The 16,558-nt window shown below is 67.0% G+C and carries 13 protein-coding genes; 9 read left to right on the top strand and 4 right to left on the bottom strand.

Annotation, left to right across the window (positions count from 1 at the left end):
• Positions 1-55 precede the first annotated feature (55 nt).
• From ACQY68_RS07850 to ACQY68_RS07835, 4 genes are all read left to right on the top strand, one after another.
• On the top strand, positions 56-304 hold the full coding sequence (locus ACQY68_RS07850; RefSeq protein WP_428152479.1) for a type II toxin-antitoxin system Phd/YefM family antitoxin: 249 nt from the start codon (positions 56-58) through the stop codon (positions 302-304).
• Entirely contained in the window at positions 301-753 is a 453-nt protein-coding gene (locus ACQY68_RS07845; protein ID WP_428152478.1) for a type II toxin-antitoxin system VapC family toxin, read from the top strand. Before ACQY68_RS07850 ends, ACQY68_RS07845 begins: the two co-directional genes overlap by 4 nt.
• Positions 754-3,081, top strand: coding sequence for a ribonuclease R (rnr, locus tag ACQY68_RS07840; RefSeq protein WP_428152477.1), 2,328 nt, complete (start codon positions 754-756; stop codon positions 3,079-3,081).
• Between the two features lie 119 nt (positions 3,082-3,200).
• On the top strand, positions 3,201-4,007 hold the full coding sequence (locus tag ACQY68_RS07835) for a hypothetical protein (RefSeq protein ID WP_428152476.1): 807 nt from the start codon (positions 3,201-3,203) through the stop codon (positions 4,005-4,007).
• A 17-nt stretch (positions 4,008-4,024) separates the two neighbouring features.
• Here ACQY68_RS07835 and ACQY68_RS07830 read toward each other — a convergent pair whose 3' ends face one another.
• A complete protein-coding gene (locus ACQY68_RS07830; protein ID WP_428152475.1) occupies positions 4,025-4,540 on the bottom strand; it encodes a TetR/AcrR family transcriptional regulator in 516 nt (171 codons plus the stop codon).
• Between the two features lie 159 nt (positions 4,541-4,699).
• On the opposite strand from ACQY68_RS07830, the gene ACQY68_RS07825 reads away from it, so the two are divergent.
• From ACQY68_RS07825 to ACQY68_RS07805, 5 genes are read left to right on the top strand one after another with little or no spacing between them, the layout of a single operon-like run.
• Complete coding sequence (locus ACQY68_RS07825; RefSeq protein ID WP_428152474.1) at positions 4,700-5,341, top strand: hypothetical protein; 642 nt, start codon at positions 4,700-4,702, stop codon at positions 5,339-5,341.
• Entirely contained in the window at positions 5,338-5,691 is a 354-nt protein-coding gene (locus tag ACQY68_RS07820; RefSeq protein WP_428152473.1) for a VOC family protein, read from the top strand. The genes ACQY68_RS07825 and ACQY68_RS07820 overlap by 4 nt, the downstream gene beginning before the upstream one ends.
• A gap of 43 nt (positions 5,692-5,734) precedes the next feature.
• Positions 5,735-6,448 carry an NUDIX hydrolase gene (locus ACQY68_RS07815; RefSeq protein WP_428152472.1) on the top strand — a complete coding sequence of 238 codons (714 nt, stop codon included), beginning with the start codon at positions 5,735-5,737 and terminating at the stop codon, positions 6,446-6,448.
• Positions 6,441-6,842 (top strand): DUF5990 family protein, encoded by a 402-nt coding sequence (locus tag ACQY68_RS07810; RefSeq protein WP_428152471.1) that lies wholly within the window; start codon positions 6,441-6,443, stop codon positions 6,840-6,842. Before ACQY68_RS07815 ends, ACQY68_RS07810 begins: the two co-directional genes overlap by 8 nt.
• Positions 6,843-6,902: 60 nt before the next feature.
• Positions 6,903-7,697: a hypothetical protein gene (locus ACQY68_RS07805; RefSeq protein WP_428152470.1), complete on the top strand. Its 795-nt coding sequence runs from the start codon at positions 6,903-6,905 to the stop codon at positions 7,695-7,697.
• A 52-nt stretch (positions 7,698-7,749) separates the two neighbouring features.
• Here the strand turns inward: ACQY68_RS07805 and ACQY68_RS07800 are convergent, their stop codons facing one another.
• From ACQY68_RS07800 to rpoB, 3 genes are all read right to left on the bottom strand, one after another.
• A complete protein-coding gene (locus ACQY68_RS07800; protein WP_428152469.1) occupies positions 7,750-7,914 on the bottom strand; it encodes a hypothetical protein in 165 nt (54 codons plus the stop codon).
• Positions 7,915-8,055: 141 nt separating this feature from the next.
• Entirely contained in the window at positions 8,056-12,249 is a 4,194-nt protein-coding gene (rpoC, locus tag ACQY68_RS07795) for a DNA-directed RNA polymerase subunit beta' (protein ID WP_428152468.1), read from the bottom strand.
• 135 nt (positions 12,250-12,384) lie between these two features.
• Positions 12,385-16,500: a DNA-directed RNA polymerase subunit beta gene (rpoB, locus tag ACQY68_RS07790; RefSeq protein WP_428152467.1), complete on the bottom strand. Its 4,116-nt coding sequence runs from the start codon at positions 16,498-16,500 to the stop codon at positions 12,385-12,387.
• Positions 16,501-16,558 lie beyond the last annotated feature (58 nt).

Below are 16,558 nucleotides of genomic sequence, written 5' to 3'. Positions count from 1 at the left end.
TGCGAACTGGGGCAAAAATGTCTATGGTCATGTACACATAAGCGGAGTCCGCCCTATGTCGAGCTACAGCATCGCCGAAGCGCGCAGCGCTTTGCCGACCCTCATCAACAAGGCGCGAGACGGCGAACGCGTCGTGATCACACGTCATGGCAAACGGGTCGCCCTGATCCTGCCGCTGTCCGGCAAGTCGCGCGAGCAGCGTGAAGAGGCCATGGCCAGGCTCGCCGAAGTCCGCAGGGCGCAAAAGCCACTGCCGATGAGCGTGGTCGAACTCCTGCATATGGACGACGAGCCCGAGCGTTGATCGACTATTTCGACGCGAGCGCCATCGTCGCCATCGTCCTTGACGAACGGACCGGCGCGGCTGTCGGCAGTCTGACATCCGAGACGGACGCCACCATCGTCAGCGTCTTGGGTATTGGCGAAGCGTCCTCGGCCATTTCCCGACTTGTTCGCATGAACGAAAAGTCCCTCGACGAGGGTCGACTTCTGATCGACGCGCTGGACGACTGGGCTGATGACGCGGCCGATTTTGCCGATATCGAGGATGAGGACTTCGAGGAAGCGATGCAGCTGGTTCGTGCCTTCGAGCTCAAGCTGCGCATGCCCGACGCCCTTCACCTGGCGTTGGTCGCTCGGCTCGGCGTCCGCCTGATCACGCTCGACAAAAACCTGGCCGCCGCCGCTCGTGCGGTCGGCGTTGACACATACAATCCCGCTGAAGGCCACGTGCCCGGCGAACCGAAAGACTGAATGACAAAGACACCGAAACCCGCCGCCGGATTGCCGGACGAGGCCACCCTGCTGGCCTTCCTTCGCGACGCCGGATCCGCGGAAAAGGGCGATATCGCCCGCCACTTCGGCCTGAAGGGCGAAGATCGCCGCCGGCTGCGTGAAATGATCCGCGGCCTCGAATCGGCCGGCAAGCTCGGCAAGCGCGGGCGCAAAGGCTTCTCCGAAGCCGGCGCCCTGCCCCCCGTCGGCGTCGCCGATGTGGTCGAGAAGGACGACGACGGCGACCTCTACGTCCGCATGGTCGAAGCCTCGGCCGATGCGCCCCGGGCCCTGCTGATCCTCGACAAGGGCAAACCCGGCCCGGCCCCCGGCCTCGGGGACCGCGTCCTGGCCAAGTTCGAGCACGGCCCGAACGGCTGGGAAGCCCGGCTCATCAAGACACTCGACACGAACAACAACCGCGTCCTCGGCGTGATCCGCAAGTCGAACAAGGAGACCCGCGTCGAACCCGTCGATCGGCGCTCGAAGGACGTCCTGATCATCCCGCAGATTCTCGCCGGCGATCTGCGCGACGGCGACCTCGTGCTCGCCGCCATCGAGAAGTCCGAGCAACGCTACGGCCACAAGCGCGGCAAGATCCTGGAGACCGTCGGCCGCGAGGACGATCCCCGCGCCGCCTCCCTGATCGCCATCCATACCCACGGCGTCCCCATGGGCTTCTCCGAGGCCGTCGAGCAGGAGGCCGAGAACCAGGACCTGCCGACGCTGAAGGGCCGCGACGACCTGCGCGACATCCCCTTCGTCACCATCGACCCCGCCGACGCCCGCGATCACGACGACGCCGTCTTCGCCCAGCGCGACGACGATCCGAAGAACGAAGGCGGCTGGATCGTCTGGGTCGCCATCGCCGACGTCGCCGCCTACGTGCGCCCCAACACCAGCCTGGACCGCGAGGCCCGGGCCAAGGGCAACTCCACCTACTTCCCCGACCGCGTCGAGCCGATGCTGCCCGAGCGGCTGTCAAACGGCTTGTGCAGCCTCAAGGAAGGGGAGAACCGCGCGACGCTCGCCGTCCGCATGGTCTTCGACAAGGAGGGCCGCAAACTCGGCCACAAGTTCCACCGCGGCCTGATGCGCAGCCACGCCAAACTCTCCTACGAACAGGCCCAGGCGGCCATCGACGGCGTGGAGAAGGGCGGCGGCACCGACGACACGACCGGTCCGATCATGGACACGATCCTGTATCCGCTGTGGAACGCCTACCACACCATGCTGAAGGGCCGCCTGAAGCGCGCCCCGCTTCAGATCGACAGCGCCGAACGCCGCATCCGTATGTCGCCCGACGGAGGCATCGCCTCGATCGAAAAGCGCGTCTCGCTGGAGGCTCACCGGCTGATCGAGGAGATGATGGTCCAGGCCAACGTCTGCGCCGCCGAGACGCTCGAGCAGAAGAAGACGCCCCTGATCTATCGCGTCCACGACACGCCCAGTCAGGAGAAGATCTTCAACCTCGCCGACTTCCTCGCGACCATCGGCAAGCCCTGGAACAAGGGCGAGGCCCCGACGACCAAACGGTTCAACAAGCTGCTCGACGAGACCCGCGACGGCCCCCATGCCGAGGTGGTCAACGAGGTCGTCCTCCGCTCCCAGATGCAGGCCATCTACAGCCCTGAGAACGTCGGCCACTTCGGCCTGAACCTCGACCGCTACGCCCACTTCACCTCGCCGATCCGGCGCTATTCCGACCTGATCGTGCACCGGGGCCTGATCCGCGCCCTGAACCTCGGCTCGGACGGCCTGACCGACCGCGAGATCGCCGAACTGCCCGCCATCGCCGATCAGGTCACCCTGACCGAGCGCCGCTCGATGGCCGCCGAGCGCGACGCCATGGACCGCTACATCGCCGCCTTCCTTCAGGAGCACGTCGGCGCGACCTTCAACGGCCGCATCACCGGCGTGACCCGTTTCGGCCTCTTCGTCCGGCTGGAAGAAACCGGCGCCGACGGCCTCGTCCCCGTCAGTTCGCTGGGCAACGAGTATTTCACCCACGACGACCGCGCCCACGCCCTCGTCGGCGAACGCTCGGGCCAGCGCTACACCTTGGGTCGCACCGTCGAGGTCAAGCTGAAGGAGGCCACCCCGATCACCGGCGGCCTCCTGTTCGAGATGCTCAGCGACGCGGAGCCCCGCGACCCCAACGCCCCCGCCCCTCGCCTCGGAATGCGCGGACGCGGCCCGGGCACGGGCGGAAACGGCCCGCCCAAGCGCGGCACCGGCCGTCCCGGCGGTCCCAAGCCCCCGCGCGGCGGCACGCCCAAGGGCGTGCGCAAGGGCAAGCGGCGCTAGGGGTCGGTCTTCGGCCCCCGCTTGCTTGCCGTCACCCCGGCGGTCCAGCATGGCCCATGACCCACGAACCGGCCATGACGATTCCTGAGACCGACCACGCCCTCGACCGGCTGAACCCCGTGGAGCGCGATCTGCTGGGCCTTCTGGGCCGTGGCCACACGGCGAAATCGATCGCGACCCTCCGGTCGATGTCGGAGACCGCCGTCAACGAACGCTTCCGCTCGGCCCGCCGAAAGACCGGAATCGGCTCCAGCCGCGAGATCGCCCGCCTGATCGTGGCCCGAGAAAATCGTCACGACTTTATCGATCTCGCCCGGCCCGCCGCCCCGCCCCCAGAACTCCGTCGTCCTGACTCGCCTCGCCGCGCGTCGCCCAACCGATGGAGACTTCCCATGGCCGCCGCCGTCATCCTCGCCGTTGCGATCCTCGCCCAGCAGACCGCAGTCCCGCCCGCCTCATCTGGCCCGAGCGTCGATAGCGCCCGTTCCGTGTTCACGACGGACGCGCCCCGATCCGATTGGGCCGCCCTTGCCGAAGAGGTCGCACCCGGACCCTATTTGGCCGCCGTTGCCGATGAGGTCGCGGCCCGACCCGATTGGGCCGCCCTTGCCGACGAGGTCGCGGCCGGAAGGAAGGACCCGTCATGGTCATCGACCACGGAGGCGGGCCTGCTGACCGCCTATCGCGCGCTTCCGCTGTTCGCCGAAGGCGCAGACTCCTTACAGGCTCGTTGCAGCGCCACGCTCTGCGAGGTCACGGGTGTCAGTCCTCTCGCCCTCGACGACGATTTGATGGCTGAGCTGAGCTTCTTCACGCTCACCGGCAACGCCCTCGGCCTTGACCTGGAACGCACCCTTACTCGAACGATGACGGATACGCCGCAGACGGTCATCCTCGTCACCTATTGGCGCCGTAGCACCGATTGAAGCCCGCTGAAGGGCGATCAGCGTCCCCCGGCCAGCCTGCGCGCCAGCACCTCCGGCTCGCACGCTGCCTCGCCGCTCAGCCAAATCCGCAGCAGGGCCAACTGACCGGCGGCTGATGCTGCGGCGGACATGGCGCGTGGCACCCCGCCGTCACCGTCGCCCAACCGCGCCTCGATCATCGCCGCCAGCTTGCGATGCAGTTTCAGCGCCAGCGGCGGTTCGAACATCACCCTCGCCAGCGCGCGGCGCTCCCACAGATGATCGACCACGAACCGCAGTCGCGGCGCACTCCCCTGCCCCGCCGCCGCCTCGGCAAGCGGCGCGAAGATCGGGTCGATGGCCCAGACCATCACGTCGTCCTTGTTGCGGAAATGCTCGTAGAAGGTCGAGCGCCCGACACCCGCCGCCTCGATCAAGTCCGACGTCCGGATCGCGCTGTAGCGACGCGAGAAGATCAGGCGCGTGAAGGCGTCGAACACCGCCCTGCGGGTCCGCTGGCTGCGCCGGTCCAGGTCCTCGGCCGCATGGGTCATGCAATGACCCTAGCCTATCGACGACAGCGGTTCAGCCCGAAGCCGGCGCCGTTTCCGGACTTTCGTCGGCTTCCGTCCGCTAACGGACTCCGCCCGGCTTCGTCCGTCGCCTGCCCCGCGTCACCCCGGCACAAGGTGCGTCTGAATCGGGGAACCCAGATGACCACCAGACAGACCCGCGCCCACGGCGCCCTCATCGCGACAGCGACCGGTCTCGCCCTCGTTTTGATGCTGCACCATCCGACCTCGCTCTCGGCCGGCCACGACGACGGACAGCTGCTCGGCGACTGGAGCAACGGCTTCGTCCACGCGGCCATGATCGGCTGCATCCTGGCCCTCGCCCTCGGGTTCGACGGCGTGAAGCGACACCTGGACGAGACGCGGCTACTGACCCGCGCCGGCGCCCTCCTCCTCGGCGCCGGATTCCTCGCCCTGGCGGGGGCTGCGGTGGTCAACGGCTTCGCGGCGGGACGACTGATGGCGGCGGCGTCAGATCCGACCGTGCGCGAAGCCGGGCTGCGCACCCTCTGGGCGCTGAACCAGAGCCTGACCGGGCTCGGCACGGTGCTGGTCGCCCTCGGAGCCGCAATCTGGTCTCCGGGCTTGTGGCGGCTGGGCGGAGCCGGTCGCGTCGCGGCGGGGCTGGGCGTCGCCCTCCTCGGCCTGGCTCTGTGGCACGGAACCACCGACGGAGACTTCGGCCTGCATGTCGCGGTGGCGGCCACCGCAGCCTTCGCCCTCTGGTCGCTCGCGGTGGCGGCGGTCATGATCCTCGCCCGCGCCGAGGGAGAGACCGAATGACGGAACAGCATCACGCGGCGGCCATCGTGCCCGCCCGCGACATCGACGCCAGCGAGGCCTTCTATCGCCGACTGGGATTCGAGGTGATCAGCGATTATGGCGACTATCGCCTGCTCGCCGACGAGAGCGGCTGGCGCATCCATCTGCGCGCTACGCCCGGCTGGCCCCGGCGCCCGGAGGACAATCCGATGGACCTGTATCTCTACGTCGAGGACGTGGACGCCGTCGCCGACCGGGTCCGCGACCTGATTCTGGAACCGCAGGGCCCGGAGGCCAAACACTGGGGAACCTATGAGTTCTCGCTCAGCGACCCCAGTGGAACCCTGGTTCGCATCGGCCGGGCTCTCTGAGGCGACGCTTTCCTCGACCGACCGCGCGTGGCATCGATCATACATGCCGTCGCCCCTCCACCCCTTCGACGCCGCCCAGGACCTCCGCGACGCCCCGCGAGCGCCCGGCCCGCGCCAGCGCCCCAAGGACGCCGCCACCCTGATCCTCGTCCGAGGCGGCAGGACGCCCGAGGTGCTGATGGGGCGCCGCGCGCCGGGCCACGTCTTCATGGCGTCGAAATGGGTCTTCCCCGGCGGCCGCATCGACCGGGCCGATTTCGCCGCAGCCTCGGCGACCGACCCGACCGGCCCCACGCGCGCCCGTCTCGAAGCCGAACTGCCGCCGCATCGCGCCCGCGCCCTGTGTCTAACCGCCGTGCGGGAGACGTTCGAGGAGACCGGCCTGATCCTCGGCCAACCAGCCCCTGCCGCCTCCGTCGCCGGGCCGTGGCGCGAGTTCCGTCAGGCCGGCGCCCTGCCCGACCTCGCCGCCCTGTCCTACATCGCCCGCGCCATCACCCCGCCGGGCCGCACGCGCCGCTTCGACGCGCGGTTCTTCATGGCCGACGCCTCCGCCCTGCTGGCGCCCGAGCCCACCGCCGGGTCGGGCGAACTGGACGAGATCGCCTGGCTGCCGCTGGACGAGACTCGCGCCCTGGACCTGCCCTCGATCACCCGTTTCGTCCTCGCCGAGGTGGCCGAGCGGCTGACACAGCCTGATCGCCCCCTGCCCTTCGTCCGCATGGTGCGCGGCGCCCATCTGGTGAGCCATGACTGAGACCGTCACCCTGCGCCTGACCATCGCGGATCCCGTGCCCGGCCTGCACTACTGGCGACAGGACGCGAAGAACGGGCCGCACGACATCCGCCTGTCGACCGAGGCGCCCCTGACCTTCGACATGCCGGTGGACCTTCGCCCCGACGGCAAGCTGGGCGGGACCTTCGTGCGTCGAGAGGGCAAGGAACGCCGCTTCGTCTACATCGCCATCGGCGGCGCCATGCCGGGCCTGCCCGTCGTCAGCCGCCGCGCCAAGATCGACGTCCACGACATCCCCGCTGACCTGCTCAAGCCCGGCGCCGTGATTGCGACCACCCTCCCCGGTCGCGGCAAGGACGGCACGCCCGCCTGCGCCACCGTGCGCCCCCTGAGCCCCTGGACCTCCATCGACTGATTGCGGCCCTGTTCCGGCCACGGTCGCCCGTCAGCTTGACCGCATCGACGGGGAGGATGTGTGTCGAACGCCGGCCTGAGTATCGCGTCCTGGCGCTCGCCTGCCGATCGTCGCCGCGCGGCGATCCTGGCGGGCTCGATCCTGTTTCATTTGGCAGTGCTGACCCCGCTGGCCATCGGCCTGTTCGCCGGTGACCACCCGGTCTTCACCGAGGTCCCTGCTGTCCCGATCTTCGTCGAGATGGAGCCGCGCCCCTTGCTCGACGGCGAAACCGTGCGCGAGCCGACCCTGGCCAGCGTCCCTGCCCGCGAAACGGTCCCGCTGGTCGGAGAGGCCGTCCCCTCCCTCACGCCCGACCGCACGCGCGACAAGGAGGAAGAGGACGACAGGCCCACGGTCCCGACCCCGCGCATCGGTTCCAGTCCGCTGGTCGGACCGCCGCCCGCCTCCGCCGATCCCTGGCAGGTGAACCGTGAGAGCACGGCCGCCGCCGTGGGGCGTTCAATGCGCCTGGGCGCCGGCGGATGCCGGATGATGGACGGTCGCCTGTCCGCCTCGGAACAGCAGCTCTGCGACGACCGGTTCAACGCCGCCGCCGGCCGGGCCGGCCCGCTCGGCCCCCGCACGCTGACGCCCTCTGAACAGCGTCGGGACGCCCAGTTCGCCCGCGACGGCGCCCAGGCCCTGGCTCAATACGATATGCAGCGCCGACCGCTGTCGGGCGGACCCGGTATCACCCTGGCCAGCCCGGACTGTCCGGGCGGAAACCTGCGCGGCTCCTGCGCCGGCGCCCACCTGCGTCCCGGTTTCGAGATGACCGACGAGCGGCTGCGCAACAACCGCAAGATGGAGTAGCGGACGCTCAACCAGCCAAGGCCCGCAAGGCGGTTGGCGCGCGGACCGCCGCCTAGGCTGCCCAACCGTGGTCCGGGCAGAAGGCGTCGTGGGCGGCTGCGCCCAGATCGATCATCCCGTTCATGGCCATGAGGTAGCAGGTCGCCGCCATGCACAGCGCCGCGATGATCCAGGCGATCCGGTCGGCCCGGCCCGGTGTGTTGTCGCTCTCGGTCATCGCCTTCTCCCGTTGCACGGCAAGGGTGTGGCGAAGATCGTGCGTCGTCAACCGGCGCTCATGCGGCCAGCCGCCGCGCCCAAAGAAAAAAGCGGCCCCGTTTCCGGGACCGCCTCTTCAGTCTTCAGCCGGTGAAAGCGATCACTCGCTCTCGGCCAGCTCCAGTTGCAGGTCGGCCGGCAGAGGCTCGACGGCGGCTTCCCGCGTCGAGGTCAGCAGGGCGTCACGCTCGTTGGCGATCTTCTGCAGGCTGCGCAGGTAGGCGCCGGTGCCGGCCGGGATCAGTCGGCCGACGATGACGTTTTCCTTCAGGCCTTCCAGCATGTCCTTCTTGCCGTGGACCGACGCGTCGGTGAGGACGCGCGTGGTTTCTTGGAAGGAGGCCGCCGAGATGAAGCTGCGAGTCTGCAGCGACGCCTTGGTGATGCCCAGCAGGACGGGCTGGGTGGTGGCGATCCGGCCGCCACGCTTTTCGACCTTGTCGTTCTCGAGCACGGCTTCCGCGACCTCGACCGTGTCGCCACGGATCAGGGTCGTCTCACCCGAGTCGATGATCTCGACCTTCTGCAGCATCTGGCGAACGATCACCTCGATGTGCTTGTCGTTGATCGGCACGCCCTGCAGTCGATAGACCTCCTGCACTTCGTTCACCAGATACTCGGCCAGCGCCTCGACGCCCTGGATGCGCAGCAGATCGTGCGGATCCGGGTTGCCGTCGATGATGTAGTCGCCCTTCTGGATCAGATCGCCGTCGTGGACGGAGATGTGTTTGCCCTTCGGGATCAGGAACTCGACCGGTTCGCCCTGGTTGCCATCGGCATCCGGCTCCGGCGTGATCTTGATGCGGCGCTTGTTCTTGTAGTCGCGACCGAATTCGACGCGGCCGTCCATCTCGGCGATGACCGCGCAGTCCTTGGGACGACGGGCTTCGAACAGCTCGGCCACCCGCGGCAGACCGCCGGTGATGTCGCGCGTCTTGGCGCCTTCGGTCGGGATACGGGCCAGGATCTCGCCGGGCTTCACCTCGTCGCCGTTGGCGACCGACAGGATGGCGCCGACGGGCAGCAGGTAACGGGCGTCGGAGCCCGAGGCCAGCTTGGCGTAACTCTCACCAGTCGTAATACCCATGGCCGGACGCAGGTCCGAACCGCGCGGCGAGGCGCGCCAGTCGATGACGACGCGCTGGGCGATGCCCGTCGCTTCGTCGGTTTCCTCGCGGAACGACAGGCCCTCGGTCAGATCCTCGAAGCGGACGACGCCGCCCACTTCGGTGATGATCGGGGTGGTGTAGGGGTCCCACTCCGCCAGACGCTGGTTCTTCTTGGTCTCGTCGCCTTCCTTGACGCGCAGACGTCCGCCGTACGGGATCTTGTACGACTCGCGGTCCTTGCCATCGACCATGACGGTGACGACGACGTTGCGGCTCATCGACACCAGGTCGCCGTGGGCGCCGGTGACGGTGGGGCCGACGATCTTGACCGTACCGGCGTTGGTCGCCTCGTAGAACGAGGTTTCCGCCACCTGGGCCGTACCGCCGATGTGGAAGGTCCGCATCGTCAGCTGGGTGCCCGGCTCGCCGATCGACTGGGCGGCGATGACGCCGACCGCTTCGCCGATGTTGACGTTGGTGCCGCGCGCCAGGTCACGGCCGTAGCACATGCCGCAGATGCCGGCTTCGGCCTCGCAGGTCAGGGCCGAACGGACCTTGACCGACTGGACGCCCTCGCGGTCGATGACCTCGACCACGTCCTCCACCAGATAGGTGTCGGCGGGGAACAGGACCTTGTCCGTGCCCGGCTCCTTGATGTCCTCGGCGTTGTAGCGACCCAGAACGCGTTGACCCAGCGAGACCAGAACGTCGCCGCCCTCGACCACGGCGCGCAGGGTGATGCCCCGCGTGGAACCGCAGTCTTCCTCGGTGACGATCGAGTCCTGCGCCACGTCCACCAGACGACGGGTCAGGTAACCCGAGTTGGCGGTCTTCAGCGCGGTGTCGGCCAGACCCTTGCGGGCGCCGTGGGTGGAGTTGAAGTATTCGAGGACGGTCAGGCCTTCCTTGAAGTTCGAGACGATCGGGGTCTCGATGATCTCGCCGGACGGCTTGGCCATCAGGCCGCGCATCCCGCCGAGCTGCTTCATCTGGGCCTGCGAACCACGGGCGCCGGAGTTGGCCATCATGTAGACCGAGTTGATCTCGGCGGTACGACCCGAGGCCAGGACGCGCGGTTGCGCGATCTCGCCCATCATCTCGTCGGCGACCCGGTCCGTGGCCTTGGCCCAGGCGTCGACGACCTTGTTGTACTTCTCGCCCTTGGTGATCAGGCCGTCGGCGTACTGCTGCTCGTATTCCTCGACCAGGGTGCGCGTGGCGGCGACGATCTCGACCTTCTTGGCCGGGATCACGATGTCGTCCTTGCCGAACGAGATGCCGGCCTTGGCGGCTTCCTTGAAGCCCAGGCCCATCATCTGGTCGGCGAAGATCACCGTCGCCTTCTGACCGCAGTGGCGATAGACCACGTCGATCAGGTTGCCGATTTCCTTCTTGGTGAGGTTCTTCTCCAGCAGGCGGTAGCCGACCTGCGGGTTCTTCGGCAGCAGGGCGCCCAGCTTCATCCGGCCCGGCGTCGAGTCGATGACCTTGGTCACCTCGTTGCCTTCGCTGTCCTGTTCGGTCCAGCGCGCCTTGATGCGGGTGTGCAGGGTCACGACGCCGGCGTCGAGCGCGGCGTCGATCTCGCCCATGTTGGCGAACAGCTTGCCTTCGCCCGGCTCACCATCCTTGACCAGCGAGATGTAGTACAGACCCAGGACGATGTCCTGCGACGGCACGATGATCGGCTTGCCGTTGGCGGGCGACAGGATGTTGTTCGTCGACATCATCAGGACGCGCGCTTCGAGTTGCGCCTCCAGCGACAGCGGCACGTGAACGGCCATCTGGTCGCCGTCGAAGTCGGCGTTGAACGCGGCGCAGACCAGCGGGTGCAGCTGGATGGCTTTGCCCTCGATCAGCTTGGGCTCGAACGCCTGGATGCCCAGACGGTGAAGCGTCGGCGCGCGGTTCAGCATGACCGGGTGCTCGCGGATCACCTCCTCGAGGATGTCCCACACCTGGGGCTGCTCGCGCTCGACCATGCGCTTGGATTGCTTGACGGTGCCCGACAGGCCCTTGGCGTCCAGGCGCGCATAGATGAACGGCTTGAACAGCTCGAGCGCCATCTTCTTGGGCAGGCCGCACTCGTGCAGCTTCAGGTCCGGACCCACGACGATGACCGAACGACCCGAGTAGTCGACGCGCTTGCCCAGAAGGTTCTGGCGGAAGCGGCCCTGCTTGCCCTTCAGCATGTCGGCCAGCGACTTCAGCGGACGCTTGTTGGCGCCCGTGATCACACGGCCGCGACGGCCGTTGTCGAACAGGGCGTCGACGGATTCCTGCAGCATCCGCTTTTCGTTGCGGATGATGATGTCCGGCGCGCGCAGCTCGATCAGGCGCTTCAGGCGGTTGTTGCGGTTGATGACCCGGCGATACAGGTCGTTCAGGTCGGACGTGGCGAAGCGGCCGCCGTCCAGGGGCACCAGCGGGCGCAGTTCCGGCGGGATGACCGGCACGACCGTCAGGATCATCCACTCGGGCTTGTTGCCGCTTTCGAGGAAGGCCTCGATCAGCTTCAGGCGCTTGGAGGCCTTCTTGGCCTTCATTTCCGAGGGGCTGTCGGCCAGTTCGCCGCGGTGGCGCTCGGCCTCCGAGTGCAGGTCGATGCCCATCAGCAGGTTGCGCACGGCCTCGGCGCCGATTTCGGCGGTGAAGCCGTCATCGCCGAACTCGTCCTGGTAGCGATAGAACTCGTCTTCCGTCAGCAGCTGGTTCTGCTTCAGCGGGGTCAGGCCCGGCTCGGTGACGATGTAGTTCTCGAAGTAGAGCACGCGCTCCACGTCCTTCAGCGCCATGTCCAGCATCAGCGAGATGCGCGACGGCAGCGACTTCAGGAACCAGATGTGGGCGACCGGGCTGGCCAGTTCGATGTGGCCCATCCGCTCGCGCCGGACGCGGGCCAGGGTGACCTCGACGCCGCACTTCTCGCAGATGATGCCCTTGTATTTCATGCGCTTGTACTTGCCGCACAGGCATTCGTAGTCCTTGGTCGGGCCAAAGATACGGGCGCAGAACAGACCGTCACGCTCGGGCTTGAACGTGCGGTAGTTGATGGTCTCGGGCTTCTTGATCTCGCCGAACGACCACGAGCGGATCTTTTCGGGAGACGCGAGAGCGATCTTGATCTGGTCGAAGGTCGGGGTGACCGGGACCGCGTTGAAGATGTTCAGGACTTCCTGGTTCATCTTGGTTCCTTCTGCGGGCTTGCCGCGAAAAAAGTAGTGACTGGTGGCTGGTGACTGGCGGCTGGGAAGTGGCGACCGGCGGCGGCGGCGGGGCTCTTCGCCACCAACCACCAGCCACCAGTCACCTCTTCAGCCTCAGCTGTTCTCCAGCTCCACGTTCAGACCCAGCGAACGCATTTCCTTGATGAGAACGTTGAAGCTCTCGGGAATGCCGGCCTCGAAGCTGTCGTCGCCGCGGACGATGGCCTCGTAGACCTTGGTCCGGCCGGCCACGTCGTCGGACTTCACCGTCAGCATCTCCTGCAGGGTGTAAGCGGCGCCGTAGGCTTCCAGAGCCCAGACCTCCATCTCCCCGAAGCGCTGACCGCCGAACTGCGCCTTGCCGCCCAGCGGTTGCTGGGTGACGAGCGAGTACGGCCCGATCGAACGGGCGTGGATCTTGTCGTCGACCAGGTGGTGCAGCTTCAGCATGTAGATGTAGCCGACCGTGACCGGACGCTTGAACTGCTCGCCGGTCTGACCGTCATAGACGATCGACTGACCGGACCGCTCCAGACCCGCCTTCTCCAGCAGGTTCTCGATGTCCACGATGTGGGCGCCGTCGAACACCGGGGTGGCGAACGGAACGCCCTTGGACAGGTTCTGCGCCAGCTCAACCAGTTCCGACTCTTCCTGCGGCAGAGGGGTGTCCTCGCCGTAGATGCCGGTCAGGTGATCGATCAGCGCCTGCTTCTGGCCGCCGCCCTGCCAGGCTTCCAGCAGACCCTGGATCTGCTTGCCCAGGCCCGCCGACGCCCAACCCAGGTGGGTTTCGAAGATCTGGCCGATGTTCATGCGCGACGGCACGCCCAGCGGGTTCAGAACGACGTCGACCGAAGTCCCGTCTTCCAGGTGCGGCATGTCCTCGATCGGCAGGATCTTGGAGATGACGCCCTTGTTGCCGTGACGGCCGGCCATCTTGTCGCCGGGCTGAAGCTTGCGCTTCACGGCCACGAAGACCTTGACCATCTTCATCACGCCCGGGGGCAGTTCGTCGCCGCGTTGCAGCTTCTCGACCTTGTCCTCGAAGCGACGGTCCAGCGCCTTGCGCTGGTCCTCGAAGGCCTTCTTCATGGCCTCGAGCTCGCCCATCGCCTTCTCGTCGTCGAGCGCGATCTGCCACCACAGGCCGCGCGACAGCTCGCCCAGTTTGGCTTCTGTGACTTCACCGCGACCCAGGCCCTTGGGACCCGAGACGGCGTTCTTGCCCAGGACCAGCGGACGCAGGCGGCCGTAGACGTTGCGTTCCAGGATCGCGAGTTCGTCGTCGCGGTCCTTGCCCAGACGTTCGATCTCGTCGCGCTCGATCGACATGGCGCGCTCGTCCTTGTCGACGCCGTGACGGTTGAAGACGCGCACGTCGACGATGGTGCCGGCGACGCCGGGCGGGAGGCGCAGGGAGGTGTCGCGGACGTCCGAAGCCTTCTCGCCGAAGATGGCGCGAAGCAGCTTCTCTTCCGGCGTCATCGGGCTTTCGCCCTTCGGCGTGACCTTGCCGACCAGAATGTCGCCCGGCTGGACCTCGGCACCGATGGCCACGATGCCGGCCTCGTCGAGGTTGCGCAGGGCTTCCTCGCCGACGTTCGGGATGTCGCGGGTGATTTCTTCCGGCCCGAGCTTCGTATCGCGGGCCATCACCTCGAACTCCTCGAGGTGGATCGAGGTGAAGACGTCGTCGCGCACGATGCGCTCGGAGATCAGGATCGAGTCCTCGAAGTTGTAGCCGTTCCACGGCATGAAGGCGACGAGCGCGTTCCGGCCCAGGGCCAGTTCGCCCAGGTCCGTCGACGGGCCGTCGGCGATCACGTCGCCGACCTTCACTTCATCGCCCACGCGCACGATCGGGCGCTGGTTGATGCAGGTCGACTGGTTGGAACGCTGGAACTTCGACAGGCGATAGATGTCGACGCCCGAACGGCCGGCGTCCTGCTCGTTCGTGGCGCGAACCACGATGCGAGTGCCGTCGATCTGTTCGACCACGCCGTCGCGGCGGGCCACGACCACGGCGCCGGAGTCACGGGCGACCACAGCTTCCATGCCCGTGCCGACCAGCGGCGCATCGGATTGCACCAGAGGCACGGCCTGACGCTGCATGTTCGCGCCCATCAGTGCGCGGTTGGCGTCGTCGTTTTCCAGGAACGGGATCAGGGCGGCGGCGACCGAAACGACCTGTTTCGGCGACACGTCCATCATGTCGACGTCGGCCTTGATCAGCAGCTGGGATTCACCGTTGATCCGGCCGGGGACCAGATCGTCGACGATCTCGCCGTCTTTCAGCTGAATGTTGGCCTGGGCAATCGTGTATTTCGATTCCTCCATGGCGGAGATGTAGACCACCTCGTTCTGGGCCTTGCCGTCCTTCACGCGACGGTACGGGCTCTCGATGAAGCCGTACTTGTTCACGCGGGCGTGGGTGGCCAGCGAGTTGATCAGGCCGATGTTCGGGCCTTCCGGCGTTTCGATCGGGCAGATGCGGCCGTAGTGGGTCGGGTGAACGTCGCGGACTTCGAAGCCTGCGCGTTCGCGCGTCAGACCGCCCGGGCCAAGCGCCGAAAGGCGACGCTTGTGGGTGATCTCGGACAGCGGGTTCGTCTGGTCCATGAACTGCGACAGCTGCGACGAGCCGAAGAATTCACGCACCGAGGCGGCGGCCGGCTTGGCGTTGATCAGGTCGTGCGGCATCACCGTGTCGATATCGACCGACGACATGCGCTCCTTGATCGCGCGTTCCATGCGCAGCAGGCCGACGCGGTACTGGTTTTCCAGCAGTTCGCCGACCGAACGGACCCGGCGGTTGCCCAGGTTGTCGATGTCGTCGATCTCGCCGCGGCCGTCCTTCAGGCCGACGAGGATCTGCAGGACCTTCAGCACGTCGTCCTTCTGCAGGACGCGGATTTCGTCGGACACTTCCGGCGTTTCCAGACGCATGTTCATCTTGACCCGGCCCACGGCCGACAGGTCGTAGCGCTCGCTGTCGAAGAACAGCGAGTTGAACATGGCTTCGGCGGCTTCAGGGGTCGGCGGCTCGCCCGGACGCATCACGCGGTAGACGTCGAACAGGGCGTCCTCGCGGCCGGCGTTCTTGTCGACGCGCAGGGTGTTGCGCATGTAGGCGCCGACCGTGACGTGGTCGATGTCCAGCACGTCGATGGTGGTGAAGCCCTTGCCTTCCAGCAGTTCGATGGTCGGGGCGTCCAGCTCGTCGCCGGCCTCGGCGTAGATCTCGCCGGTCTCGTAGTTGACGGCGTCGGCCGCCAGATAACGGGTCACCAGGGCGTCGGCGGCCAGCGACAGCGACTTGGTCGTGTCGCCCAGCTTTTTGGCGGCGCGAGCCGAGATCTTCTGGCCGGCCGAGGCGACGACTTCACCGGTGTCGGCGTCAACGAGGTCGAACTCGGGCTTCACGCCCTTCCAGCGGTCGGCCTTGTACGGCGTGACCCAGCCTTCGCCACGCTTCTCGTAGGGAACGGTCTCGTAGAAGGTGCGCAGGATCTCCTCGCCGTCCATGCCCAGGGCATAGAGGAAGGTGGTCGCCGGCAGCTTGCGGCGACGGTCGATACGCACGAACACCACGTCCTTGGCGTCGAACTCGAAGTCCAGCCACGACCCGCGGTACGGGATCACGCGGGCGGCGAACAGCAGCTTGCCCGACGAGTGGGTCTTGCCCTTGTCGTGGTCGAAGAAGACGCCCGGCGAACGGTGCATCTGCGAAACGATCACCCGCTCGGTGCCGTTGACGATGAAGGTCCCCTTGTCCGTCATCAGGGGGATGTCCCCCATGTAGACGTCCTGCTCCTTGATATCCTTGACGGAGCGCGCGCCGGTCTCTTCGTCCGCTTCAAAGACGATGAGGCGCAGCTTGACCTTCAGCGGCGCGGCATAGGTCATGTCGCGCTGAATGCATTCCTCGACGTCGTACTTGGGGTCCTCGAACTCGTAGGACACGTATTCCAGCACGGCGCGTTCGTTGAAGTCCTTGATCGGGAAGACCGACTTGAAGACCGCCTCGATGCCCTGTTCCTTGCGGACGCCCGGACGAACCTCGCGCTGCAGGAACTGCTCATAGGAGGCGCGTTGAACCTCGATCAGGTTCGGCATCGCCACCGCTTCGGGGATACGCCCGAAGGATTTGCGGATGCGCTTCTTGCCGGTGAAGGTCGTGGCCGATGCGATCTGACCGTTGATGGTGAGACCGTTCAGGACGTCAGTCATTCTGTTTTCCCATTCGCGGATCCGGGGGAGACCACGCGCAAAATGCAGCAGCCACGGC

The sequence above is a fragment of the Brevundimonas sp. genome, assembly GCF_965278935.1.
In the GTDB taxonomy this organism is placed as follows: domain Bacteria; phylum Pseudomonadota; class Alphaproteobacteria; order Caulobacterales; family Caulobacteraceae; genus Brevundimonas.
This window is presented reverse-complemented; position numbering and strand designations above follow the sequence as displayed.